Annotated in this window: 18 protein-coding genes; 7 read left to right on the top strand and 11 right to left on the bottom strand. The window is 42.9% G+C overall.

Annotation, left to right across the window (positions count from 1 at the left end; genetic code table 11):
• On the bottom strand, positions 1 to 2720 hold a 2720-nt coding region (locus VF500_RS02920; RefSeq protein ID WP_330858239.1), incomplete at its 3' end, for a hypothetical protein.
• A gap of 215 nt (positions 2721 to 2935) precedes the next feature.
• On the opposite strand from VF500_RS02920, the gene VF500_RS02915 reads away from it, so the two are divergent.
• Positions 2936 to 3163, top strand: coding sequence for a hypothetical protein (locus VF500_RS02915; RefSeq protein WP_330858238.1), 228 nt, complete (start codon positions 2936 to 2938; stop codon positions 3161 to 3163).
• A 137-nt stretch (positions 3164 to 3300) separates the two neighbouring features.
• Here the strand turns inward: VF500_RS02915 and VF500_RS02910 are convergent, their stop codons facing one another.
• Positions 3301 to 5286, bottom strand: a complete 1986-nt coding sequence (locus VF500_RS02910; protein ID WP_330858237.1) for a M1 family metallopeptidase — start codon at positions 5284 to 5286, stop codon at positions 3301 to 3303.
• Between the two features lie 160 nt (positions 5287 to 5446).
• Here VF500_RS02910 and VF500_RS02905 point away from each other — a divergent pair, with 160 nt between their 5' ends.
• From VF500_RS02905 to VF500_RS02890, 4 genes are read left to right on the top strand one after another with little or no spacing between them, the layout of a single operon-like run.
• The gene (locus tag VF500_RS02905) at positions 5447 to 6151 is read left to right on the top strand and encodes a carboxypeptidase-like regulatory domain-containing protein (protein ID WP_330858236.1); all 705 of its coding nucleotides are present in this window, start codon (positions 5447 to 5449) and stop codon (positions 6149 to 6151) included.
• A gap of 22 nt (positions 6152 to 6173) precedes the next feature.
• The gene (locus VF500_RS02900; RefSeq protein ID WP_330858235.1) at positions 6174 to 6926 is read left to right on the top strand and encodes a prolipoprotein diacylglyceryl transferase; all 753 of its coding nucleotides are present in this window, start codon (positions 6174 to 6176) and stop codon (positions 6924 to 6926) included.
• On the top strand, positions 6919 to 8316 hold the full coding sequence (locus VF500_RS02895; protein WP_330858234.1) for a radical SAM protein: 1398 nt from the start codon (positions 6919 to 6921) through the stop codon (positions 8314 to 8316). Before VF500_RS02900 ends, VF500_RS02895 begins: the two co-directional genes overlap by 8 nt.
• On the top strand, positions 8313 to 8603 hold the full coding sequence (locus VF500_RS02890) for a hypothetical protein (RefSeq protein ID WP_330858233.1): 291 nt from the start codon (positions 8313 to 8315) through the stop codon (positions 8601 to 8603). Before VF500_RS02895 ends, VF500_RS02890 begins: the two co-directional genes overlap by 4 nt.
• A gap of 1 nt (position 8604) precedes the next feature.
• On the opposite strand, the gene VF500_RS02885 is transcribed toward VF500_RS02890, so the two are convergent.
• From VF500_RS02885 to VF500_RS02865, 5 genes are all read right to left on the bottom strand, one after another.
• Positions 8605 to 9531 (bottom strand): exopolyphosphatase, encoded by a 927-nt coding sequence (locus VF500_RS02885; RefSeq protein ID WP_330858232.1) that lies wholly within the window; start codon positions 9529 to 9531, stop codon positions 8605 to 8607.
• 97 nt (positions 9532 to 9628) lie between these two features.
• Positions 9629 to 10882, bottom strand: coding sequence for an ABC transporter permease (locus VF500_RS02880; RefSeq protein ID WP_330858231.1), 1254 nt, complete (start codon positions 10880 to 10882; stop codon positions 9629 to 9631).
• Positions 10875 to 11795: an ATP-binding cassette domain-containing protein gene (locus tag VF500_RS02875; RefSeq protein ID WP_330858230.1), complete on the bottom strand. Its 921-nt coding sequence runs from the start codon at positions 11793 to 11795 to the stop codon at positions 10875 to 10877. Before VF500_RS02875 ends, VF500_RS02880 begins: the two co-directional genes overlap by 8 nt.
• Before the next feature lie 55 nt (positions 11796 to 11850).
• Positions 11851 to 12510 carry a hypothetical protein gene (locus VF500_RS02870; RefSeq protein ID WP_330858229.1) on the bottom strand — a complete coding sequence of 220 codons (660 nt, stop codon included), beginning with the start codon at positions 12508 to 12510 and terminating at the stop codon, positions 11851 to 11853.
• Positions 12511 to 12649: 139 nt separating this feature from the next.
• The gene (locus VF500_RS02865; RefSeq protein ID WP_330858228.1) at positions 12650 to 13798 is read right to left on the bottom strand and encodes an exo-alpha-sialidase; all 1149 of its coding nucleotides are present in this window, start codon (positions 13796 to 13798) and stop codon (positions 12650 to 12652) included.
• Positions 13799 to 14025: 227 nt separating this feature from the next.
• On the opposite strand from VF500_RS02865, the gene VF500_RS02860 reads away from it, so the two are divergent.
• Positions 14026 to 15999 (top strand): S9 family peptidase, encoded by a 1974-nt coding sequence (locus VF500_RS02860; RefSeq protein ID WP_330858227.1) that lies wholly within the window; start codon positions 14026 to 14028, stop codon positions 15997 to 15999.
• A 39-nt stretch (positions 16000 to 16038) separates the two neighbouring features.
• A complete protein-coding gene (locus VF500_RS02855) occupies positions 16039 to 18039 on the top strand; it encodes a S9 family peptidase (RefSeq protein WP_330858226.1) in 2001 nt (666 codons plus the stop codon).
• 147 nt (positions 18040 to 18186) lie between these two features.
• Here the strand turns inward: VF500_RS02855 and VF500_RS02850 are convergent, their stop codons facing one another.
• The 4 genes from VF500_RS02850 to VF500_RS02835 form a co-directional block, all read right to left on the bottom strand.
• Complete coding sequence (locus VF500_RS02850) at positions 18187 to 19551, bottom strand: exonuclease domain-containing protein (RefSeq protein WP_330858225.1); 1365 nt, start codon at positions 19549 to 19551, stop codon at positions 18187 to 18189.
• A gap of 218 nt (positions 19552 to 19769) precedes the next feature.
• Positions 19770 to 21611 carry a membrane protein insertase YidC gene (gene yidC, locus VF500_RS02845; RefSeq protein ID WP_330858224.1) on the bottom strand — a complete coding sequence of 614 codons (1842 nt, stop codon included), beginning with the start codon at positions 21609 to 21611 and terminating at the stop codon, positions 19770 to 19772.
• Positions 21612 to 21633: 22 nt separating this feature from the next.
• On the bottom strand, positions 21634 to 23244 hold the full coding sequence (locus tag VF500_RS02840; RefSeq protein ID WP_330858223.1) for a CTP synthase: 1611 nt from the start codon (positions 23242 to 23244) through the stop codon (positions 21634 to 21636).
• A gap of 197 nt (positions 23245 to 23441) precedes the next feature.
• The coding region (locus VF500_RS02835; RefSeq protein ID WP_330858222.1) for an ATP-binding protein at positions 23442 to 24663 on the bottom strand (1222 nt) is incomplete at its 5' end.

Genomic DNA, 24663 nt, shown 5'->3' with positions numbered 1-24663 from the left:
GTGCCCGAAGCCGACATAGTTTTGGTTCCGCTGTTGCCAACAGTAACGTTGTTAAAAGTACTGCCACTTGTACTGTTATCAAAAAGAGCCTGGGTGCCCGCTTTGGTAAAATTAACCATGCCTGTACCGGCCGTAAAAATACCTGTATTGCTGTAATCGCCGTTGTAATTTACAATACCGGTTGTTACCGTAAATGTCCCTGTTGAAGTATTGCTGTAAGCACCTGCTATGGTAACTGTGCCTGAACCTGCTGTAAATATCGAATTGTTGGTAGCACTGCCTGATACTGCTATGGCTTGTGCATTACCGGTAATGGTACCACTATTACTTAACGCGCCGCTTATAGCCAGGCTCGCAGTTGACGTGCTGCCTGTGATAGTACCTGCAGTGTTGGTGAAATTTCCGGTAACAAACATACTGCCTGAGCCAAGTTTGAGCGTATTTGCGGTATTGGTGTAATTTCCGGTTACCGCTATGTTACCGCTGCCTTGTGTTACATTAGCCGAGTTGCTCCAGTTGCCGCCTACAGTAACTGTGGGGTTGTAGGTGTCAAGGCTGGTTGTAGCCGAGGTTGTAAAATCATTACCAATTGTTAACGCACCGCCCGATGCAGTACCAGCGGTTTTTGTCCCGGTACCCGAAAGTTTGAGGTTATTATAGGAAACGCCACCCGAAAGCCCAGTTATTGGTGAAGATGTATATACTGTTTGCGAATCGCCTGAATATTCAACAGTTGCTCCACTGTTATTAAAGGAAACAACATTTGTGCCTACAGTTGAAAGAGAACCAAGTGCAGATGCAGCGGTTAGTTTTAATGTTCCGGTTCCGCTAACGCTAATTGTAGAGGTGTTGCTGTTGCTTCCATTGCCCGCTTGGTTACTTGTAGTTACAGCTGAAGTGCTTACAATACCGCTTGTTATATTAAGAGTTGCGTTAAAGTTTCTTTGGCCGTTTGATATGACAGAGTTTAAGTTGATATTGCCGGCTATGTTTAACTGGTTGATGGTAGAGTTCATTGCAAATGTTGCATTATTGCCTGAAGGGAGGGTTACACCGTCGCCAATATTGAGCGAACCAGAAACTGTTAAAGTGGACGTGCCGGATAAGCCGAGGGTGTACGCGACATTGGAAGGTATGGCCGACGTTACAGAAATATTCCCGCTAACCGCAAAAGGTGTATTAACGGCCAATGTGGTGGTCGTTGAATTTTCGGTTCCAAACAATATATTACCTACCGAAGTAGCCCCGCCCGGGCTGATAATAGGATAACTTTTATTACCGGTTAACGCGTTTACGCCAATACGCGCCGAATTATTGCCCGTAGGTACCGTTGCCGGACTCCAGTTGGCCGTGTTGTTCCAATTTGAGTCTGAAGCGCCCGTCCAATCGTATACGGCACCGGCAGTTATTGTTGCGCCTGTTGTACTTGATGCCCCCGAAAATGGAAAATACCCCGAAGTATAAAAACTTTGAAAGTCATCGGCCGCGGCACTACTTACCGAAAAGGATATGGTGCTTGGATAACCGGTAAAAAAGGGGTTTTGCGTGGTGGCTACAATAAAAAAGTTAACTACGTTGGCGGTGCTTCCGTCGGTATTACCAGGCGAATAGTAATATTGATTAACATCCATTTGCTGTGTGTTTGAGCTGTTGAAGGATGTTGTGGTTATTGATCCGGCAGCTGTGGACACAGATAAAACACTATTGTACGTATAGTAAAGCGTACCGCTGCTAAACAATGCCTGGCCATTGGTTGAGGAATTGAACCTTAACCTGCCAAAATTAATATCTCCCCTAACATTTACATTTACGCCATACGGTATAATACCGCTTTGGCCAGCGTAAATAGGGCCGGTAGTAATACCATTTGCCGCGCTGGTGATAGGTACATAGTCAACCTTTTGCTGATAAAAATTAAAATTGTCCCATTGAAAACGATTACTGGCAGAAGTAGATGATTCGAGGTATGAGTAATTGTACGTGTTTAAATCAACACCGCTCACACTGGTACCCACGTTAACAGGGCCGGTAGTTGTTGTTGTGTTGGTTGATCTGTTTAAAATATAAATGTAATAATAGCCAATAACCGACTTTACAACCCTGATTTGGTAGGTTGTAGTGCTGCTATTGGGCAATGAAATGGTAGCGTAAGTGGTATATTGATTATTAGCGGTACCATATTTTGCTCTTAATATTAAATTACCACCGGCTTGGGTAAGGTATAAGCCTTTGGTATAATCGGTACTGGTATTTGTTGTGTAAGCATTGGCAATAAGCCAGTACCGCCATGAATCGGTACTTGAACTCGTACTTGCAGTCATGGTAACCGCCGGATCGGCGGTTGTGGCTCCGGTTACATTTTTATAATCGAATTCCCACTCCCATGTATTATTAGCGAGGCTAAGGCCGGCCGGCGAAGCTGAACTGCTCATAAAATTCCAACGAAGATAACCTATGGCACTAAGGCCTACCGACGAAAGGCTTTTGGATGAGTTTAATGATGAGCCCGAAACAAGGTCAATTGTTGTTGATGAAGAATTACGGGTTGATCCTGCAGATGATAAAAATGTTGAGGGTGAACCCGCTGTAGCTGATTCCAGGTTATTGTAATAATATTGTCTGGGTGTATTGGTCCCGTCGTAGTATTCCTGGGCCGTAACTCTGTTAACCAGGCACAGCAGGTATCCGGCAAATAAAACGCAGAGTAATTGTGTTTTCAAGTTAATTAGGTTTTGGGGAGTAATTGCAATAATGGTGCTGAATCAATAAAAATGCAGTTAAAGTACGAATTTTAAGCCAAAATGGCTTTTGTATTGTGAATAGCGTACCCTACTTGGTTATTTATTGGGAAAATGGAAAATTGATGAAATTTAATTATTGATTATTATTTACTCGGTTTGGGGAATGTTTTCCCCCGTTGGTTTAATCAATAAGCATGTTGTTAACCTATAGTGATGGGCAATTAATTAACGCAAAACGGCAATTTTTTTTAAATATTCCTGTTTGGAGTGGGATTTTTGTGCCGTTGTTAGGAGAATTGGGCCAAATAACTCAATTGAAGATGGTGTTGCGAAGTGTTGTACGGAATGCTTTAAGAGAGAAAGGTCTGGGTGTTCAACTTTTAAAAGATGTGTGTTCAGCTTTTAAAACTGCTAATTTTTAAGTTTTTGATTATCAGGGTATATGTGTTCATTCGTTATTTTGCCGAAAATGCAAATGTCTGATAATCAATATCTGTTATTTTTGAAAAATACACCAGGTGTTCAGTCCTAAAAAAATTGAACACCTGGTGTATTTGCTTTATTTAACCTTTTGGTTGTTGTTGCCGCGGTTAACATCAGGCAGGGCGGCTTCGGGATCAATGGTTACCGATTCGGCTTCCTGCGTGGTAGGCAGGGTATAAGTAATTTGCTTGTATTGCAGCCAGGTTTCAACCGGCAGGTAAAAGCGTTTTTTGCTGCCGTCTTTAAATTTTACTTCAACAGTAAATGGCATCGGCAACTGCTCTTTGTTTACTACGTTGATGGTGATGCCTTTTGATGCATCCTTTCCGGCATACTTAGCGTCAATAAGAGCTATATCAACCAGCCAGTTATTGTAAAACCAGCCTTTCCAAAACCAGCAAAGGTCTTCGCCTGCACCATTTTCCATTGACCTGAAAAAGTCATCAGGCTGCGGGTGTTTATATGCCCACTGATTAATATAGTTTTTAAAGGCGTAGTCAAAACGGTCTTTCCCTAAAATCTGCTCACGCAATAAAACCAAGCCAAATGCCGGTTTATAATAGGTAAGCGGGTGACGATATTTTTCGAGGATGGCATCAGGAGCCGTCATAATGCTTGGCGATTGCGGGTCAAGCAATGCCGGGATGATCTCATCGGCAGGGTTACCGCCGCCCGGGGCGTATTCGCTATCCCGTTTAGGGGCGTATTCGCCTTTGTTAAACGCGTCGGATGCATAAATATCGATAAAGGTGTTCAGTCCCTCATCCATCCAGGCATAGCGACGTTCGTTTGATCCTACTATCATCGGGAACCAGTTATGGCCTATTTCATGTGCGGTTACCCAGTAGAGCACGCTGCCTTTATCGGTAATGCCGTCAAACACAATACCCGGGTATTCCATACCACCGGCAATACCGGCTTCGTTAATAGCAACCGGGTAAGGATATACAAACCATTTTTCTGAAAAGTATTCAATCGACTTTTTGAGATATTCGGTAGCCCTGCCCCAGGCGTCGTTGCCATAGCTTTCGGCTGGGTAAACGCTCATTGCCAATGATTTTTTGCCGTCGGGCAGGTTAACTTTTGCTGCATCCCAGATATAAGCTTTTGATGCACCAAAGGCCACATCGCGGGTATTGAGCATTTTAAAATGCCAGGTTAAGGTGCCTTTATTAACCGGGCGACTGGCCGGATCATTAACCTCGGCCAAATCTCGGATCATTACGGTTTTGTCGCTGTTTCGTGCCTGGTCTAAACGGGCTACTTGTTTAGCTGTAAGCACTTCCTTAGGGTTAAGAAGTTCGCCGGATCCGGCCACGATCATATCCCATGGAACGGTAACCTGATAATCGATATCGCCATAATCCAAATAAAACTCGCCACTGCCCAAAAATGGCAGGGTATCCCAACCGTGGCTATCGTCATAAACACACATCCGCGGAAACCACTGGGCTATTTCATAGATCTTGCCATTTTTGGTATCGCAATAGTCGGTGCGGCCTCCAAATGCCCCCGGGATGGTATAGTGATAATTAATGCGCAGCTTTATAGCTCCTTTTTGCAGCGGATGCGCAAGGCGTACCTGCATCCGGGCATCGGTAATTACAAAGGGCACGGCTTTAACCACATCACCATTATCAATCGATACCGACTCGATCTGGTAGCCGCTGGTGTGCTGATCTGCGCCAGGTGTACGGTCGGTAAAAAAGTTGGAGCGGGCATCTTGCTTATAGGTATTTTGATCAAGCTGCAGCCAAAGGTATGGCAGGGCATCAGGGCTGTTATTGGTGTAGTTGATTACTACGGTACCGCTTATGGTTTTCTTTACGGTATCGAGGGTGACTTTCAGGTTATAGTCTGCCCGGTTTTGCCAGTACCTTGCTCCGGGAGCGCCATTGGCCGAATGGAAATCGTTGCCTTTTTCGGTATAAAACATAGGCGAAAATGCCTCCGCCGGGTTGTAGTTTGATGAAGTGTCGTTGGGATTAAGTTTCGTTTTTTGCGCCGATGCGCCGAGTGCTAAAACCGACAATAAACCTATGCCGATAGATATTAATTTCATGGTGTGTATTTAAGCACCCAATATACAAAGGATGCCCGGAAAACGGTTTGTTAAAAAAGTTAAAAATAATTATGGAATTTTATGTTGGGTAGCATCATGTAATAAACTGCTTAATCATCCGGATGAATTAATATATTTAATCAATTAAAATGTTGGTATAATGTCTATTCAACAAATCAGCATACCTAAACCTTGCCACGAGCAATGGCAACAGATGATGCCCGCTAACGGGGGGCGTTATTGTGATCACTGCTGCAAAACGGTTACAGATTTTACAGTAATGAGCAATGATCAGATCATTAAACTTCTTTCGGCAAAGGATAATGTTTGCGGCAGATTTGGCCAAATGCAGATGACTGAAATTAACGCAGCCATTGGCGCAAGTAAAAAGCGATCTGTATCATTGATAGGTATCCTGACAGTAGCAATAATAAGCTTAACCCAACTTGAAAAAGCCGAAGCCAAAACCAGGCACAACCTTGAGCAGGGAGGGTTTCAACATAAAAGCAATTTGCGCATACCTGTTTCTACCGGTGGTCAAATATTAGTAAAAGGCCTGGTAACCGAAAAAGGAAGTAATATTCCAATTCCCGGTGCTACAGTCCGTTGTAAAAACGGTGAAAGTACAAGCACTGGTGTTGATGGCGAATTTAAGTTTTTGCAACTTTCGGAGACAGATACCCTTGTTGTTAGTTTTATCGGTTTTAAAACGCAGGAAATAAGGCTTGCCGATATAGCCGACAGATCGCAGATAAAAATAGAATTGGAACCGGAACTGCTAACTGAACAATTTGTAGTAGGAGGTGCCTTTGTGCACCATTCTTTTGTTCATCGCCTATGGCATAAAATAAAAAACATATTTTAGGGCTTTATTATAAAAGCTAAACTTGCACTTTCCTGTAAATATACCTTTAGGCAATTCCTCTATTCCCGTACACTTTATTTGCGAGACACTCTCGTACTTTTTAGGTTACCGGTATTATGCCTGGTTGCGAAAACATTTTGCTGATAAGATCAGTACCGATCACAGGCTTATTATTTTTATCGGGGCCGCGGCAGGTGCATTCATCGGTTCGCACCTTGTAGGGATCTTTGAAAATCCGCCTTTGCTATCCTCGCATTTCAATATCATCTACTTTATGGGCAATAAAACTATAGTAGGTGGCATGCTCGGCGGGTTGATTGGAGTTGAGCTTACCAAAAAGCGATTGAGTGTAACCGTTTCATCCGGCGATCTGATGGTTTATCCACTGATCCTGGCCATGGTTATAGGGCGTACCGGATGTTTTTTGGCAGGGCTGGAAGATGGTACTTACGGCATAGCCTCCAACCTGCCATGGGCCATTGACTTTGGCGATGGTATTCGCAGACACCCTACTAATTTGTACGAAATTGTATTCTGGCTGATGCTTTGGATCTTGCTAAAACTTGTTGAACAAAGCCACCGCTTCGCCGATGGTGCAAAATTTAAAGTATTTATGGCAAGTTATCTTGTTTTCAGGCTGCTGGTTGAATTTATCAAGCCCGATTATTTTTTCGGTTTCGGTTTGTCGGTTATTCAGTTAGTTTCTATCGCCGGTATTTTGTATTATTATAAAGTATTTCTACATCCTAAAAAGCTGTTTATAAACCATGCCTGAACGCCCCTATATTTATTATGATTTTACGCTAAGCATTTGCTCTACGTGTTTACGCCGGGTTGACGCTAAAATTGTTTTTGAGGATGATAAGGTTTACATGCTTAAAAACTGCCGTCAGCATGGTTTTGAAAAGGTACTGATCGCCACCGATGTAGAATATTATAAAAACTGTCGCAACTATGCCAAGCGCAGTGAAATGCCGCTTAAGTTCAATGCCAAAACGCATTATGGCTGCCCTTATGATTGTGGTCTTTGCCAGGATCATGAGCAGCATTCTTGTCTTACTGTTGTAGAGGTTACAGACAGGTGCAATTTAAGCTGCCCAACTTGCTATGCCATGTCATCGCCCACGTATGGCAGGCACCGCACTTTAGCCGAAATTGAACAAATGCTGAATGTTGTAGTGGCGAATGAAGGCCAGCCTGATGTAGTACAGATCAGCGGTGGAGAACCTACTGTGCACCCCCAGTTTTTTGAGATCCTGGATATCGCCAAAACAAAACCCATCAAGCATTTGATGGTAAATACCAATGGTATCCGAATAGCCAAGGATGAGAGTTTTGTAAAGCGACTGGCTACTTACATGCCCGATTTTGAGATCTACCTGCAATTTGATTCATTTAAGAAAGAAGCATTGGAGCAGTTGAGAGGTGAAGATTTGCGTGAGATAAGGCAAAAGGCTATTGAAAATCTTAACAAGTACAATCTGTCAACAACGCTGGTGGTTACTTTACAAAAAGGTTTAAATACCGATGAGTTAGGGGCCATTATTGAATATGCGCTGAAGCAGCCCTGTGTTCGTGGGGTAACTTTTCAACCAACACAACAGGCTGGCAGATTAGAGAATTTTAATGAGCAAACTGACCGCTATACCCTCACCGAAGTACGCAGTGCCATATTGGAGCAAACCAATATTTTTAATAAAAACGACCTGATCCCGGTGCCTTGTAATCCGGATGCGCTGGTGATGGGGTATGCTCTTAAACTGGGCGGAGAGGTGATCCCGCTAACCCGTATGATCAATCCGGATGACCTGCTGGATAATTCGAAAAATACTATTGTTTATGAAAACGATGAACGTTTGAAAGGCCACCTGCTCAATATGTTCAGCACCGGTAACTCGGTTGATAAGGCTAAAGAACATCTGCACTCATTGCTATGTTGCCTGCCCGAAATTGACGCACCAAGTTTAAGCTATGATAACCTGTTCAGGGTGATCATTATGCAATTTATTGATGCGCAAAACTTTGATGTGCGGGCTATTAAAAAATCATGTGTACACATCGTAAATAAAGATATGCAGATCATCCCTTTTGAAACCATGAACATTTTTTACAGGGATGATAAGCGGGAATACCTGGAACAATTGAGAGGAGAAATTTTAGTATGATGGAGGGAGAACAATTACCTCGTCCGAATCAGCTTCCTGATAAGAAGCCGCCGGGCGATTTCAAGATAGTAGGGCTTAATCTGGCGATATTTGTCGTTTATACCTCGCTTACTATGCTAATCAACGGAGGTTTGATATTTGCCGGATTGTTAATGATTTGCCAGGTAGTAGTTTGTAGCATACTTGCATTATACTACCGTAAATGGAGTTGGTTTTTAGGTGGCTTGCTTGTTTTAATTATAGGGTTTTCAACCTGTGTGGGTATGTTAAGCATCAACGGGCTTTAATTTATCCCAATATCCCCGCCAAAACCCCTTCTTTTAATGAATTGGTACACATGCTCACTTTATGAATATCTAACGCATGCGTAATAAAACGAGTAACTAAGGATGCCGATACGATCATATCCACCCGGACAGGTATGATACCTTTATTGGCAGCCCTCTCTTTATGACTCGAAAGAATGAGCTTATTGGTGATAATTAACAACTCTTCCTCATCAAAATCATAATGCTGGATGCTTTTCAGATCAAATGCTTTGGCTTTTCCCGTTTCTATGAGCCCGGCAAATGTTTCAAATGCCCCTGAGGAGCCGACAAGGGTATCGATCTCCATATCAGCAGTGGCAATGAACATATCGTTCAGGGTATCCTCCAAATATAAATTCATGGCCTCGATAGAAGCCGGAGGAATAGGATCGGTATGATGAAACTGATTCATGAGACGGGCAGCGCCAACTTCAAAGCTCTGTTTCCACAGGATCTTATCGATATTGCCTAAAATGAACTCTACACTCCCGCCACCAATATCCATAATGAGCGAGTTTTTAGCCGATAGGCAACCGCTTAATTTTACTCCATTGTAAATAAACGCCGCTTCCTGTTCGCCGTCAATGATCTCGATGGCGATGCCTGTTTTGGCCTCGACCTCTTTAATGAAATCCTTTCCGTTTGAGGCACTTCGCAGTGCCGAAGTAGCTATTGCCCTTACACTGGTAACATTGTTGGCTTCAATGAGTTGATGAAAGCGTTGCATGGTATTTACGCCGCGCTGAAAGGCTTCGGGTAAAATGTAACCCTTATTGATGCCGCCTTCGCCTAATTTTACAGCTTCAGTAACGTGAACAATTTCCCGGTAGCTATGGATCTCACCCTCGGCAATCAATAAATGGAAGGTATTTGTACCCAGGTCCATTACTGCAACGCGTTTACTCATGCAGCTAAAATAAATAATCCCCGAAATTGTTTAACTATTCCCGGGGATTTTATTCAGTAAATCCGAAATCGGACATTCGATATTCGCAATCAAAAAACTATTCTTTATAAAAGAACCACTTAATCAATTCTTTATAGCTTGCTTTTTTGCCATACATCAATATGCCCACACGATAGATCCGCGCAGCGACATAGGTAGTAAATAAAAAGCCGATCACCATCAAACTCATAGATAAAGCCACCTGCCAGGGTGGTGGACCAAACGGGATCCGTACCATCATAGCTACAGGGGCTGTAAACGGAATGATAGAAAGCCATACTGCCAGCGGACTGTCGGGTGCACGGAACAGCACCGATACTGCCAGAATATAGGTAAATAACAAAGGCATGGTTATCGGGAACATGAACTGCTGGGTTTCTGTTTCGCTGTCAACCGCCGAGCCTACAGCTGCAAAAAGGGCAGCGTATAAAAGGTAACCGCTTAAAAAATAAAATATAAAGCAGCCCATGATATAGCCAAACGGGATGGTTTGCAATACTGCAAGTGCACTTGTCATTGGGCTGGCCGGCGAATTAAGTGTGTGCCCCGCGATTTTAGTAGATATTATAGACAAAATAATCCATGCTCCGAATTGCGTTAAGCCAACTAAGCCAACGCCAATGATCTTGCCCAGCATAAGCTGAAAGGGTTTTACCGATGATATGACCACTTCAATAATACGGTTAGTTTTTTCTTCGATGACTCCTCGCATTACCTGCCCGCCATATATAAACAAGGATATGTAAATGAGTATGGCACAGGCAATCCCGATCAGGATATTGGCACCGATATTGGCGTTCTTATCGCCCTTATCTGAAATTTCAATAGCATTTACCGATATGTTGGCTCTTTTGATATTACGCAGAAGTGCAGTGTCGATATGATGCTTCACAAGGTTGTTTGAAAAAGCGATATCACTGATCTGTTTCTCAATTTCTTCGGAAAGGGGGATAGACGCTTTCTTTTTGGAAAAAATCTGTACCGAATCTTTCTGCATATAATTTACGGGGATATACAAAATAGAGATCCCCTCGCTGTCCTTTAGTAACTGTTTAGATGATTTAAGGTCGGTAAGGGCATAAGTGAACTTTACATTCGTAACATCATGGAATTTATTCGCGAAATCGCCGCTTTTATCAATCACATTAACAGTTTGTAAGGAGGATAATTTATCGCTGTTCTCGGCAACCATTTTTATAACCACGCCCATGATAAATATCAGCAGCGGCACCACGAATATCATGATGATGAATGATTTTTTACGCACACGGGTAAGGTACTCGCGCTGTATAATAAGCAACACTTTATTCATGGCTGGTTGAGTTTAGGTTAACTTTTTCAATGAAGATCTCATGCATGCTGGGTATCACTTCCTGTAGCATATTTACCCGGGCTTTTGGTATCAGGTATTGTAAAACATCGTTTGAGTTATACCCACTGGTTAATTTTATTTTGATGGTATAGCTGGCATCGTCATTATTGGTTTCGTTAACAACTTCAAAAGGCTGGCTACCATCAAAGTTTATATGTTCACCTGCATATTCTACAAAATAAGTTTCGTTTCGGTAGGAGTTACGGATATGCTTAACCTTGCCATCCAATATCTTGTACGATTGATGAATGAGGGCAATAGCATCGCAAAGTTCTTCGACTGATTCCATGCGGTGGGTAGAGAACAGAATGGTAGCGCCTTTTTCGTTGAGCTCGAGGATCTCATCTTTGATCAGTTCGGCATTTACAGGGTCAAACCCGCTGAAGGGCTCATCTAATATGATCAGGTCTGGTTCATGCAGTACAGTTGCCACAAACTGGGCTTTTTGCTGCATACCTTTTGATAGTTCTTCTATTTTCTTCTTCCACCAGGTTTCCATACCCAGCTTTTCGAACCAAAACTTGAGGCGTTTTTGTGCTTCTGCACGGCTTAACCCTTTGAGGCGGGCCAGGTAGATCATTTGTTCGCCTATCTCCATTTTTTTGTACAGGCCGCGTTCTTCGGGTAGGTAACCTATGCGTTCAATATGCGATTGGTTGAGTTTTTCGCCGTTGAAATAGATCTCGCCCGAATCAGGCGCAGTGATTTGGTTAACAATACGGATAAGCGAAGTTTTGCCGGCGCCATTAGGGCCAAGCAGACCGAAGATCTGCCCGCTTTCGACTTCCAAACTTACATCACTCAGCGCACGGTGACCGGCGTATTGTTTAACAATATTGCGGATGCTTAGCATTTATTAAGGTTTATGTAGCTGTTTTTGCTTGTTAGATGAAGTTAAGCAAAAAAAGTTACAGGTTGGGTTTGTTGTACGGAGGCCAATCAGGGTTTTCCGTTTGGGAAAGCGGTTTTTGCCATAGTTGTTTATTAATAACATTTAATGCAGTTACCGCTATGTATAACCCCACAGCGGGGATAACCAAATAAACAAGGCCGAGATACCTGATGTAAATGCGATAATCAGAATTTCCTGATAAAACCAGTAGTGGTGGCATGGCGGTATAAAACAACAGGATAAATAACTCACTGAAGGCAAAAACGCGCAGAGGCAGCCTGAACTCTGTCGGACGCAGCGAAAAGACCATAACTACAAGGGATATTACAGCCAACAGATTAACAAATCCGTTTGCCGTATAAAATATCAATATCTTTTCTACAGGTATGTTAAATAAACCGATCGTGATATTGGTAAGTCCCAATAGCAAGCTGTAAATTAAATAGATAATAAAAGTGTTGATGATAAATGGTTTCTCATTGGAGTACTTTAAGATACTTACCACGAATATCATTAGCCAGGTAAAACAGATCACATGAATAAATGAAGATAAATACCTGAAAACAGGCGGAAAGTTGAGCGTTAGGTTTTGTGTTGAATAGGTCAATAAGAGCGCCAATGCGCTTACTATCGATGTGGCAATGGTAAGATAAGCAGTATCGCGTGTTGGTTTCATGAGCAGGTAGGCTTAAATTTAAAGTGATATGATATAACAATTAGCCTAAGGATAATACGGCATGGCTGTTTATTGAAATGAAAAAACGGCGTAATTGTTTTAGTACAAAATACGCCGTTTTTTTAAGCAGTCAGTGAATTTATTTTAGTTGCTTTAAACTAAATCTTAACGTTTCAATAGCCTCTTTTTGCCTCGAAATGATCACATATAAATAACCGTTATAAATGATAGTATGCGGATATCCATATTGTCCGCCTTTCCACAAGCCCTCTTTTTTGAGATGATACAGCTCGTTAGCTATGATATAATTTTTATCAAAGCTTTTACCATCTTTTGATAGGGAGAGCACCAACGGATTACGGTCGTAATGGTGCAGGGTATCCGGGATGCCTACATAATAAAAACGTTTATCCGGCAACCTGCCGAAATGAAATTTACTGTCATTATCCGAAAAAGGAGCCTCCGCCGGCCGCGACCAACTGCCGCCCTTATCTTTGCTTTCGGTAAGCCATAAATGACCTTTCCAGCCTTTACCCGTTACCCTGAGCAGCATATGTAAAATGCTATCGTCGGTTTGAAAAAATGCCCCCTCGCACAGTGGCGGTAAACCTGATTTTGCTGCCGGAGTATAAAACATAGCAGGGTTATCCTGCTTATAAAGTGAATCCGGGTAAAAGCTGCTCAGCTTCCAGCCCGAGAGCCCGCGGGGATCGTCTGTATAAGGGAAAGTAAAATTACCACTAATGATCAGTCTGCCGCTGTTTGTAAGCTCTGGACCATGGTTAGGCACAACAGGTAAATGCATATCAAGCGGTTCACTCCAATGTTCGCCATCGGTACTGGTTTTAGCCCGTAAGTGGGTGTTTTGACGGTGTTTGTCGTAATCGCCGTAATAGGCAACTAAAGTTCCTTTATATTGGTACAGCCCGGCTGCAGTGAGTACCGTAAGGGTGTCGTTGATCTTGCCGGGTGACGCCAGCACAGTAGGTGCCGACCAATGTTTGAAATCCTTAGACGTTGCATAAACAACCCTTTGCCCCGGCGAATCCTCATCAATCATCCCATTGCTCCATATCGCAACAAAGCGGTCTTTAAAATGAATGATGGACGCATGATGGTTATATAGCCATTCTTTATCCGGCGAGTAGATCATCGCCCGTTCGATGTTTAGTTTGGGCACACCGGCTTCGGTTTGGTAGTTATTGCTGATGGATGGAGTCTGGGCGTAACTATCGAGAGCGGATAAACAAAGACAGATAATGAACAGAAGTTTGAATTTTGCAGACATGATCCTAATTAACACAAATTATCCGGTTAGTGAAAATGGAGTTGAGATTTGGCAGATTAAAACCTCCGCTGTGTATATTTAGCGTTGCGGAATTAACGTGCAGCATAAGTTTGTAAATCTCCTTGCATTAATATGCCCCAATTTTATAACAAAACCGTGGCAATCCTTTTACCCCGAAAATCAAGGTTCTTTTACTAAATTACGGGCTCTATCAAAATACATCATTTATGAAGCGAGCCTTACTCATTATACTCACGCTTTCTGCTGTTTGTACCGTATCTGCCCAACAAAAAAAGCCTCTAAAACCAGCTGATGTTTATCGGATTCCCACGGTAAGCGACCCGCAGTTGTCGCCTGATGGTAAGTGGGTAGCCTATAGTGTATCGGAAGTTGATACCGCAAAAGATCGCCGTGTGTCTCATTTATGGATGCAGAGTTATGATGGTAAGGAATCTATTGAACTTACCCATGGTGATGAAGCCGCTTCATCGCCACGCTGGAGCCCGGACGGTAAATACCTGTCGTTCCTTTCTTCGCGCGATTCAAAAACAGGTTCGCAGGTTTGGTTGATCGACCGCCGGGGTGGAGAAGGCGTAAAGCTAACCAATATTAAAGGCGATCTGGACGATTACGCCTGGAGCCCTGACGGCAAGCGGTTGGTAATGGTGATAGGTGACCCCGAAAATAAAGGCAAGGAAGAGCCTAAAACGCCCAAACCTATAGTTGTTGATCGTTATCATTTTAAACAGGATATTGTAGGTTACCTTCAGCACTTGCATAGCCACCTGTATTTAATTGACGTAGCAACAAAAAAACTGGATACATTAACCAGGGGTGATAAAGATGAGAGTTCGCCGGTATGGTCGCCGGATAGCAAGACCATCGCCTTTGTAAGCAACCGGAGTGCCGATCCCGACAAAAATCAAAACACAGATATTTTCACTATCGATGCCCGGCCTGGTGCCAGTATGCTGCAGCTTACCACCTGGAAGGGTAGAGACGGCAACCCGCAATGGAGCCCTGATGGCAGGTACATCTCTTACCTGCGCTCAACCAGCGATGCTGACTATATGATGTATGATCAAAATGTAGTGTGCATTATGGATGTTGTAGGGCAAAATAATAAACCGCTTACCCTGCAGCTTGACCGTCCCGCCGGTGCGCAAACCTGGGCTAAAGACAGTAAGAACATCGTATTTATAGTAACTGACGACCGCACCCGCTACCTGGCCAATATCAACATCAACAGTGGAAAGATCACTACAATAAATAAAGGTGATTATGTTTTTAATGACATAGCCACCAACCTTTCGGGAAACTGGATAGTGCAAAAGACAGATCCATACACACCAGCCGAATTATTTGCCCTGGAAGACAAAAAGTTGCGCAGGCTTACCTTTCATCACGATGAATGGTTAAATACGGTAGAACTGGCTTATGCCAAAGGGTTTGAATCAACAAGTGCCGACGGTACAAAAGTATCGGGTATTGTTTTAACGCCTGATAGCGTTCCTAATAAAAAATATCCATTGATCCTGTTCATTCACGGAGGCCCGGTAGGGCAGGACGAGTTTAGTTTCGACGCTACAAGACAAACGCTGGCGGCAGCCGGTTATGCTGTAGCAGCGGTAAATTACAGGGGCAGTAATGGCCGTGGCATTGATTATTGTAAAGCCATTTATGCTGATTGGGGAAATAAAGAAGTTAAAGATTTGCTTGGCGCGGTTGATGAGTTAGAAAAATTAGGCATTGCCAATCCTGATAAACTGGGTATAGGGGGCTGGAGTTACGGTGGCATCCTTACCGATTATACCATAGCATCTGATACCCGCTTTAAAGCGGCGGCCAGTGGGGCAGGCAGCGCATTACAGCTTTCGGTTTACGGCAGCGATCAGTATGTGTTACAGTATGAAAATGAAATAGGCGTGCCGTGGAAAAATGCCGATAAATGGATCCAGATCTCGTATCCGTTTTTTCATGCCGATAAAATCAAAACACCGGTATTATTTATGTCTGGTCTGAAGGATTTTAATGTGCCTACCATCGGCAGCGAGCAAATGTATGAAGCATTGCGTACACAGGGCATCCCAACCGAATTGATATTATATCCTAACCAATTTCATGGCCTTACTAAACCAAGCTACCAGGTAGACAGGTTGCAGCGCTATGTGGAATGGTATGATAAGTATTTGAAAAAATAATATTTTATGCCCTAAAAGGGGGCTTTTTTATCGTGTTTTATGAAATATTTTCTGTTGATTTTAGGAGGGGTGATTTCTTTGCCTTTGATGGCTCAAACAACAAAAAAGCCGCTCAAGCCCGCTGATCTGTATAAACAGCCAACGCTGATGGCTCCGCAGTTATCGCCCGATGGTAAATGGGTAGTTTATGAATTATCTGAAGTAGATACGGCTAAGGATAAACGCGTGTCGCATTTATGGATGCAGAGTTTTGACGGCAAGCAATCCATTCAGCTTACTTATGGTGATGAACCCGCATCTACTCCAAAGTGGACGCCGGATGGTAAGTTTATTTCGTATTTGTCTGAAAAAGATTCAAAAAGCGGGGGGCAGGTTTGGATGATGGACAGACGTGGAGGAGAGGGGCATAAACTCACCGATATAAAGGGAGAGCTTGAAGAATATGAGTGGTCGCCGGATAGTAAAAGGTTGGCGCTGATCATTAAAGATCCTGAAAATAAAGGAAAGGAAGCGCCCAAAACTACCCCGCCAATCAAAATAGACCGCTATCATTTTAAACAAGACATTGAAGGGTATCTGCAACACCTGCACTCACACTTATATCTTTATGATGTAGCTTCTAAAAAACTGGATACATTAACCAATGGTGGAATGGACGATAGTTCGCCGCAGTGGAGCCCCGACGGAAAAACTATTGCCTATGTAAGTAATCACACTGCCGACCCCGACCGGAATGAAAATACAGATATTTTTACAATAGAGGCCAAACCAGGTGCCGAGCCTAAGCAGCTTACTATCTTTACCGGCCACGATATTAACCCGATATGGAGCCCGGATGGTAAAAAGATAGCTTATCTCCGCTCAACAAGTGATGCTGATTATTTCATTTATCAGCATGATGTCTTATTCCTGATGGATGCCGACGGAAAAAACAATCGGCCATTAACTGATCAGTTGGATAGGCCTGTTAGCAATATTGCCTGGAGCAAGGACGGCAAAGACCTGGAATACGTGGTAAGCAGTGACAGGATTCGTTATATCAATAGGTATAACCTGCTTACCCGCAAATCTGTTCTTGTTTATAAAGGCAACGAATGTAGTTTTTCTGATATGATTGGCCATTCGTTGGGCGTATGGGTAGGGAAGATGAGCACACCTTATATGCCGCATGAACTGGTAGCTATTGAAAACGGGAAAGTCCGCCGCTTAACTTTTCACCAGGACAAATGGCTTAGTGAAGTTAAGTTGGCTTATGTAAAAGGTTTCCAGTCGTTCAGCAGCGATGGGACGCTGGTTTCGGGCATTTTGTACACCCCTGATAGCGTTGTAACTAAGAAAATGCCATTTATCCTTTACATTCATGGTGGCCCTACAGATCAGGACGAGTTTGAATTTGATGACATCAGGCAAACGCTGGCATGCGCCGGTTATGCCGTAGCAGCAGTAAATTACCGGGGCAGCACCGGCCGTGGTATCGAATATACTAAAGCTATATATGCCGATTGGGGAAACAAAGAAGTAAAAGACTTACTGGGTGCAGTAGACGAACTGGTTAAACTTGGTATTGCCGATAAAGACCGTTTGGGTATTGGTGGTTGGAGTTACGGCGGAATCCTTACCGATTATACCATAGCCACAGATCCCCGGTTTAAAGCAGCATCGAGCGGGGCAGGCAGCGCATTGCAGTTAGCCATTTACGGATCAGATCAATGGGTAATGCAGTATGATAACGAACTTGGTGCTCCCTGGAAAAATGCCGATAAATACATCAAATTGTCGTATCCGTTTTTTCATGCCGATAAAATAAAAACGCCTACCCAGTTCATGTCTGGTTTAAAAGATTTTAACGTACCTACGGGTGGGGGCGAACAAATGTATGAGGCGCTTAGGTCACAAGGCGTGCCAACACAAATGGTACTTTACCCCGGTCAGTATCATGGCATTACTATACCCAGTTACCAGGTTGACAGGTTACAACGCTATATTGAATGGTTTGATAAATATTTGAGCCTGCAGTCTCCTAAAGGGGGAGGGTTTTGATTAACAAAGTAAAAGGCTTGGGTTAATAAAACTCAACCCTTTTAAAATTCTTTTAATTCAATAAATTCGGGCCTGGTCACAAGTCACCCCCTCTGCTGCCCACCACACAAGACTTGCGCCATTGAAAGATAAAGCTTTAAAGTTAACCTACCCAAACACCACCATCCTATCAGGATATTTGGAGGCATAAGTAGCTACAATATTTTTGATATAATCATTCCCGGGGTAGGGGGTAAGATAGCTTTTGAGTTGTTGCACGTTATCGGCATCAAAATAATGGGAAATATAGCCCATACCATAAAATTGACCTTTCTCAACCAAAATACAGCTGTGTTCATCGCCGGTACGGCCTTCATCCCTGATAGCATAGGTTGGTAAAGCTTGCTTGAGCTGATCGATGGCATTGTTTACCTTCTCATTATAACTTTCCGGAGGTTCAACACCTTCGCAGGCGCAGCTGCTTCCGGCTGCACTGGTGCATAGATCATTGTTTTTTTGAATAAAACAAAGCTTAGGGCACAGGTCAAACGTCTCTATCAGTTTGTTGAGCAGGTTATATCCATCAAGCAGGGAGTTACAGGTATATATTGGGTCGCTGTATTTACGATATTTATCAACCGCCAGCCTGATATAGCCACGCTGATCTTCAAAAGCATAAAGGCAGAAAGCGTTTTCAAAACGTTTTAATGAGCGATTGTATTTAGGCCATAGGCGTTTGATCTCAATGGCTTCCAGCACAAAAGCAATGAGTTCCGTGCCGCAAACCTGGTGGCTGATCTGGTGTATATTACGCAGAAATTCTTGCCGCTGAAACCCTGGGTTATTGCCTGTAAAATGGCTGCTTACCCGTTTTTTAAGGTTTTTAGCCTTGCCTACGTATATTACTTTGCCTTTTTGATCATGAAAGTAATATACACCCGGTGTATAAGGCAACTGGTCTATATCTTTTTTTGATAGATTGGGCGGCAGTACCTGGTCTTTTGAACCTTGCTTAAGTGATTGCTTAATATGGTTGTCAGTATCGCTGTTCAGCAGTAAGGTGAACAGTTCGGCGGTAGCTTCGGCATCGCCCATAGCACGGTGACGGCTTTGGTTATCGATACCTAAATGTTTGCATAACCGGCCCAGGCTGTATGACGGCAGTCCCGGCAATATTTTACGGCCAAGTCTTACAGTACATAGTTTATTGGTTTGCAGATCATACCCGGTAGCTGCGAGGTGATATCGAACAAAAGAAAAATCAAAATTTACATTGTGGGCAACGAAGATCTTCCCGTGAATGAGGTGATAAATATCTGCAGCCACATCCTCAAAAGGAGGGGCATCCCTTACCATCTCGTTGGTGATACCGGTTAAGGCGCTGATATAAATGGGGATGTCACGCTGTGGATTAATAAGCGTTTCGAACCGTTTAACTACTTTTTTGCCATCATGTATGCATATGGCTATCTCGGTGATGCCATTGGCGCTGGCATGGCCCCCGGTGGTTTCTATATCGACAATTGCATACATGATATCTCAAATGTAATACAATTTTGCTAATTATATTAGTTTGATTTAAAAAAGTCAGCAAGTCCGAAAGTCCGCGGTCCGAAAGTTTTTGGTTTGAGAAAAATTGGTGTTAATTTGAGGATGGAAGATAAGCGTTAATGCAAAAGCCCCCGGGAATGCAATTCCCAGGGGTTTCAATATCTTCCGGACTTTCCGACTGCGGACTTCTGACTAAAAAATTACGACTTCTTTTTAGACTGGATTTGCTGTTGCTGGCGCATCATCTCTTCCATTTTAGCGCCAAAGCCTGATTTTTTCTTCTTCGTATCTTCAGGTTTCTTTTTGTTTTCCTGGATCTGGGCATGGATCTTTTTATCATCAACCATGAACTTGATCAGGTATTGTTGTAAAAAGGTGAACATGTTGGCCAAAAAGTAATAATAGTTCAAACCGGCAGGGTAGCTGTTCAGTGTGAAAAGGAACACCAGAGGAGTGATGTAACCAATATATTTCATTTGACCTGTAGCACCCGAGATCTGGTTGTTGAAATAAGTATAGATCAACGTTGAAATTGTCATCAGTAAACACATTAAGCTAATGTGATTAACGCCACCAAGGAACGCTATAGGAGCAAATTTGATAACGGAATCATAGGTTGAAAGGTCATGCATCCACAGGAAGCTTTCGCCCCTTAGCTCAAATAAGCTCGGGAAAAAGCGGAAGAACGCAATAACTATCGGCATCTGGATCAGCAACGGCAAACATCCGCCTAATGGGTTAACACCTGCCTTTTTGTACAGTTTAAGATATTCTTGTTGTAACAGGGTAGGGTTATCTTCACCAACTTTAGCTTTGATCTCATCCATTTCGGGCTTCAGCACACGCATTTTAGCCATTGAAAGGTATGATTTGTAAGTAAGTGGTGATAATACCAGTTTAAGCAATACAGTTAATACAAGAATGATCAAACCATAGTTCCAGTTAAACTTGTTAAGGAAGTTAAATACCGGTAATACGGCAAAACGGTTGATGTATTTTAACGGTCCCCAGCCAAGGTTTACCATTTTGTCAAGGTCGTGGCCCTGATCTTTAAGGGTATTAAAACGGTTAGGGCCAAAGTAAAACTCCAAAGGCAATGAACCATCTGTGCCGCGGGTAAGCGACAGGTCGGCCTTCATTTGTTTTACATTGGTAGTATCGTTAAAATCTGTAGCAACAGCAATATCTGTTTTGGCAATACCACCTTTAGCAATCAGCACATTTGAAAAGAAATGCTGTTTGAAAGCAACCCATGCCATTTTTTTATCGCTAATGGTCTTTTGATCATCTTTGGTTTCGCTCAGATAATCAACGTCGCCATCGGTATTGTAATAATATACCGTTGAATACTGACGCTCCATCTTAATGTCTTTTTCCTGTTTGTGCAGGGTGGTGGCCCAGTTAAGGTTAAAGGCACTGCTGTTGGCAATAACGCCATCAAGGCCGGTAGGCTTGATAGTTAATCCAAGTTTGAAACCTTCGCCTTTTAATGTATAAACGTAATCGATATACTGTGTAGGGCTATAGCTTAAACGCAGGGTAACTGAACCTGAATCCTTTTCGGCTACGGTAAGAGCTTTTGCACTTGGTGTAAAATAATAGTTGTTAGTATTGATATTGGCAACTCCGGCAGCGAACTTCAAACCAAATTGGCTATTGTCACCGCTGAAAAGTATTAAAGGCTTTTTATCAAAAGTTTTGTAGTTCTTTAATTCAACCGAGGCTACTTTACCGCCCTGGGTGCTTAATTTAATAAGTAACTCTTTATTTTCGATGGTAACAAACTCTTCTTTACCAACAGATGCGGCACCGAAAGGCATTTTTAATAAAGCCGAATCAACTTTGACTGTTTTGGCGGTATCAAACTTTGCCGTGGCTTTGGCAGCAGCGGCACTTGCAGCTACACCAGCTTTTTTCAGCGAATCCTGGTGCTGCACTTCGCGCTCTTTTTTAAGGTCGGCTTCTGATGGCTTTAAAAAGTATATCGAGCCGGCAATGATCGCCATGATCAGGAATAATCCTGTAAACGTATTTTTATCCATTATCTAATTATCGTACAATTACTTATTTTTTGCGGGCATATGCCAGCGAAGCGGCGACAAAGTTAATAAAAAGTGGGTGCGGATTAGCAACTGTTGATTTTAATTCGGGGTGAAATTGTGAACCCACAAAAAATGGGTGGTTTTTCAGCTCAACTATTTCCACCAGGCCATTGTCAGGATTTATGCCAGATGGGGTAAGGCCAGCAGCCTCGTATTGCTTAAGGTAGTCATTATTAAACTCATAACGGTGGCGGTGCCTTTCAGAAATATGGGTTTTTCCATATATTAAAGCAGCTTTTGAGCCTTTTCTGATATCACAAGGATAAGCGCCTAAACGCATGGTACCGCCTTTATTGGTGATGTTTTTCTGATCTTCCATCATACCGATAACAGGGTATTCAGTTTCAGGGTTCATTTCAGTACTGTTGGCACCTTCAAGCCCTAAAACGTTACGACCAAACTCAACTACGGCACATTGCATGCCTAAGCAAATACCAAAGAACGGGATATTATTTTCGCGCACATGGCGGATAGCCTGAATCTTGCCTTCAAAACCGCGCTCGCCAAAGCCAGGAGCAACCAATACACCGTGCATACCCTTTAGCTTTTCAACAGCATTTTCGGGTGTTAACTGCTCTGAAGGGATATATTCGATCCTTACTTTGCATTCCTGTTTAGCGCCGGCATGGATAAAGGCTTCGGTAATTGATTTATAGGCATCCGGTAGCTCAACATATTTACCAACCAGAGCAATGCGTACATCGGCAGTTGGGTTTTTGAGGCGACCAAGAAACTCTTTCCAGTTTTCGAGGCTTGGTTCGTTTTTGTGCGGAAGCTTTAATTTAGTAAGTACAGTTTTGTCAAGCTGTTCTTTAAGCATCAATAAAGGCACGTCATAAATACTTGGAGCATCTATTGATTCAATAACCGCGTTGATGTTTACGTTACAGAATAGTGCGATCTTTTTGCGGATATCATTGGTAAGGTGGTGTTCGGTACGGCAAACCAGGATATCTGGCTGAATACCGTACTCCAATAACATTTTTACCGAGTGCTGCGTTGGTTTGGTTTTCAATTCGCCTGCTGCTGCAAGGAAAGGTACCAGTGTAAGATGAATAACCAGTGAGTTGGCCGAGCCAATTTCCCAGCGGAACTGCCTAACAGCCTCAATATATGGTAACGATTCAATATCGCCTACAGTGCCGCCCAATTCGGTGATCACGATGTCATATTCGCCGTTTTCACCAAGTATGCGGAAGTTTCTTTTTATTTCGTCGGTAATGTGGGGTACTACCTGTACAGTTTTTCCTAAAAAAGCTCCTTCGCGCTCTTTATTAATTACATTTTGGTAAATGCGGCCGGTAGTGATGTTGTTGGCTTTTGAAGTAGGAGTGTTCAGGAAACGCTCGTAGTGACCAAGGTCAAGATCGGTTTCGGCACCATCTTCGGTAACGTAACATTCACCGTGTTCATAAGGGTTAAGTGTTCCCGGATCGATATTGATATAGGGATCAAATTTTTGGATGGTTACACGGTAACCGCGAGATTGAAGGAGTTTGGCTAAAGAAGCAGAGATGATACCTTTTCCTAACGATGAGGTAACACCGCCCGTAACAAAAATATATTTAGTCATGATTTTTTTTGAAAATGGCCGGGCTTTTATACCGCGACCAATTGTTTCTGTACGGGATACAAAAGTAAGAAAATTTTCACGCTTCGGCGTATCTGTTTTTCAAAAAAGGGAACTGTTAATGTGTTTTGTTTGTAAGTTTCTTTTAAAGAGTAAGTTATGTATTTGTTTGCAGGCGGTATGCCAAAAGGGAAACGATCTTAAACACTTTCTTTTTGCCTGCTGTACAACTCAATTTTGCGGTGCAATTCGTTGGGGTTAAAAGGCTTGCTTACGTAATCGTTCATGCCAACGGTAAATGCCATATCCTGGATATCAAGCATAGCTGATGCGGTAAGGGCTATAATGGGCAGATTTTTGTATTTATTGCCCGGTAGCTCGCGTATGGCGCGGGTAGCCTGGTAGCCATCCATTTCGGGCATTTGCAGGTCCATTAAAACCATATCATAGTCGTGGGTTTGCACCAGCATTAAAGCAATTTCGCCGTTTTCGGCCACATCACATTCAACATCCCACTGTTTCATGAATTGTTTTGCCAGTATCACGTTGATCTGGTTATCTTCGGCAATCAATAGTCGCGTACCTTTAAGACTTTTTAAGCGATAAAACTCATCACTATCGGCTGTACTGTTCAATTGTCTTTTACTGTTTTTAAAAGTAAGACTGAAATTGAATACCGAGCCTTTGCCATATTCACTTTCAACGGTAATGTCGCTGCCAAGTAATTGCAGCAGGCGTTTGGTAATAGTTAGCCCCAAACCTGTGCCGCCGTATTTGCGGGTGGTATCCGAACTGGCCTGGCTAAAACTTTCAAAAATATGATCAGTTTTATCTGGTGTTATGCCTATACCGGTATCAGCTATTTCAAAATCAATGGTTGATGAGTCATCTGTACTGCTGGCTAACGATGCGGTTACTGTTACTTTTCCTTTATGGGTAAATTTAACAGCATTGCTCATCAAGTTGGTGAGGATCTGGCCCAGACGTACCGGATCGCCAATGATGGCATTGGGTAAGTCCTGATCCATCATCAATTTTATCTGGATGTTTTTTTCATTTGCCTTTTGCAGGAGGGCAAGGCGTATATTTTTGATCAGATCGGTTAAGCTGAAGTCAACACTTTCAAACTCAAGGCCACCTGCCTCTATCTTGCTGAAATCCAATATGTCGTTGATAAGTACCAACAAGTTTTCGGCCGAAAACTTCAGAAAGTTCAGAAACTCCTTTTGCTCTGGCTTGGGGTCCTGATGGATAAGCAGGTGAGTAAAACCGATAACCGCGTTCATTGGCGTACGGATCTCATGGCTCATGACACTCAGGAACTGCGCTTTGGCCATGGCCGCTTTTTCGGCAAGTTCTTTTGAATGGATCAGCTCAACTTCTAACTCTTTGGCTTTTGCTATCCGCTCATGTAAAAAGCTG

The sequence above is a fragment of the Mucilaginibacter sp. genome (assembly GCF_036383575.1).
In the GTDB taxonomy this organism is placed as follows: domain Bacteria; phylum Bacteroidota; class Bacteroidia; order Sphingobacteriales; family Sphingobacteriaceae; genus Mucilaginibacter.
This window is presented reverse-complemented; position numbering and strand designations above follow the sequence as displayed.

Bases quoted from the DNA above. Each gene is read 5' to 3' on its own strand.
- VF500_RS02915 (WP_330858238.1), top strand. From the start codon at position 2,936: ATGTTGTTAACCTATAGTGATGGGCAATTAATTAACGCAAAACGGCAA.
- VF500_RS02910 (WP_330858237.1), bottom strand. From the start codon at position 5,286: ATGAAATTAATATCTATCGGCATAGGTTTATTGTCGGTTTTAGCACTC.
- VF500_RS02905 (WP_330858236.1), top strand. From the start codon at position 5,447: ATGTCTATTCAACAAATCAGCATACCTAAACCTTGCCACGAGCAATGG.
- VF500_RS02895 (WP_330858234.1), top strand. From the start codon at position 6,919: ATGCCTGAACGCCCCTATATTTATTATGATTTTACGCTAAGCATTTGC.
- VF500_RS02890 (WP_330858233.1), top strand. From the start codon at position 8,313: ATGATGGAGGGAGAACAATTACCTCGTCCGAATCAGCTTCCTGATAAG.
- VF500_RS02885 (WP_330858232.1), bottom strand. From the start codon at position 9,531: ATGAGTAAACGCGTTGCAGTAATGGACCTGGGTACAAATACCTTCCAT.
- VF500_RS02880 (WP_330858231.1), bottom strand. From the start codon at position 10,882: ATGAATAAAGTGTTGCTTATTATACAGCGCGAGTACCTTACCCGTGTG.
- VF500_RS02875 (WP_330858230.1), bottom strand. From the start codon at position 11,795: ATGCTAAGCATCCGCAATATTGTTAAACAATACGCCGGTCACCGTGCG.
- VF500_RS02870 (WP_330858229.1), bottom strand. From the start codon at position 12,510: ATGAAACCAACACGCGATACTGCTTATCTTACCATTGCCACATCGATA.
- VF500_RS02865 (WP_330858228.1), bottom strand. From the start codon at position 13,798: ATGTCTGCAAAATTCAAACTTCTGTTCATTATCTGTCTTTGTTTATCC.
- VF500_RS02860 (WP_330858227.1), top strand. From the start codon at position 14,026: ATGAAGCGAGCCTTACTCATTATACTCACGCTTTCTGCTGTTTGTACC.
- VF500_RS02855 (WP_330858226.1), top strand. From the start codon at position 16,039: ATGAAATATTTTCTGTTGATTTTAGGAGGGGTGATTTCTTTGCCTTTG.
- VF500_RS02850 (WP_330858225.1), bottom strand. From the start codon at position 19,551: ATGTATGCAATTGTCGATATAGAAACCACCGGGGGCCATGCCAGCGCC.
- yidC (WP_330858224.1), bottom strand. From the start codon at position 21,611: ATGGATAAAAATACGTTTACAGGATTATTCCTGATCATGGCGATCATT.
- VF500_RS02840 (WP_330858223.1), bottom strand. From the start codon at position 23,244: ATGACTAAATATATTTTTGTTACGGGCGGTGTTACCTCATCGTTAGGA.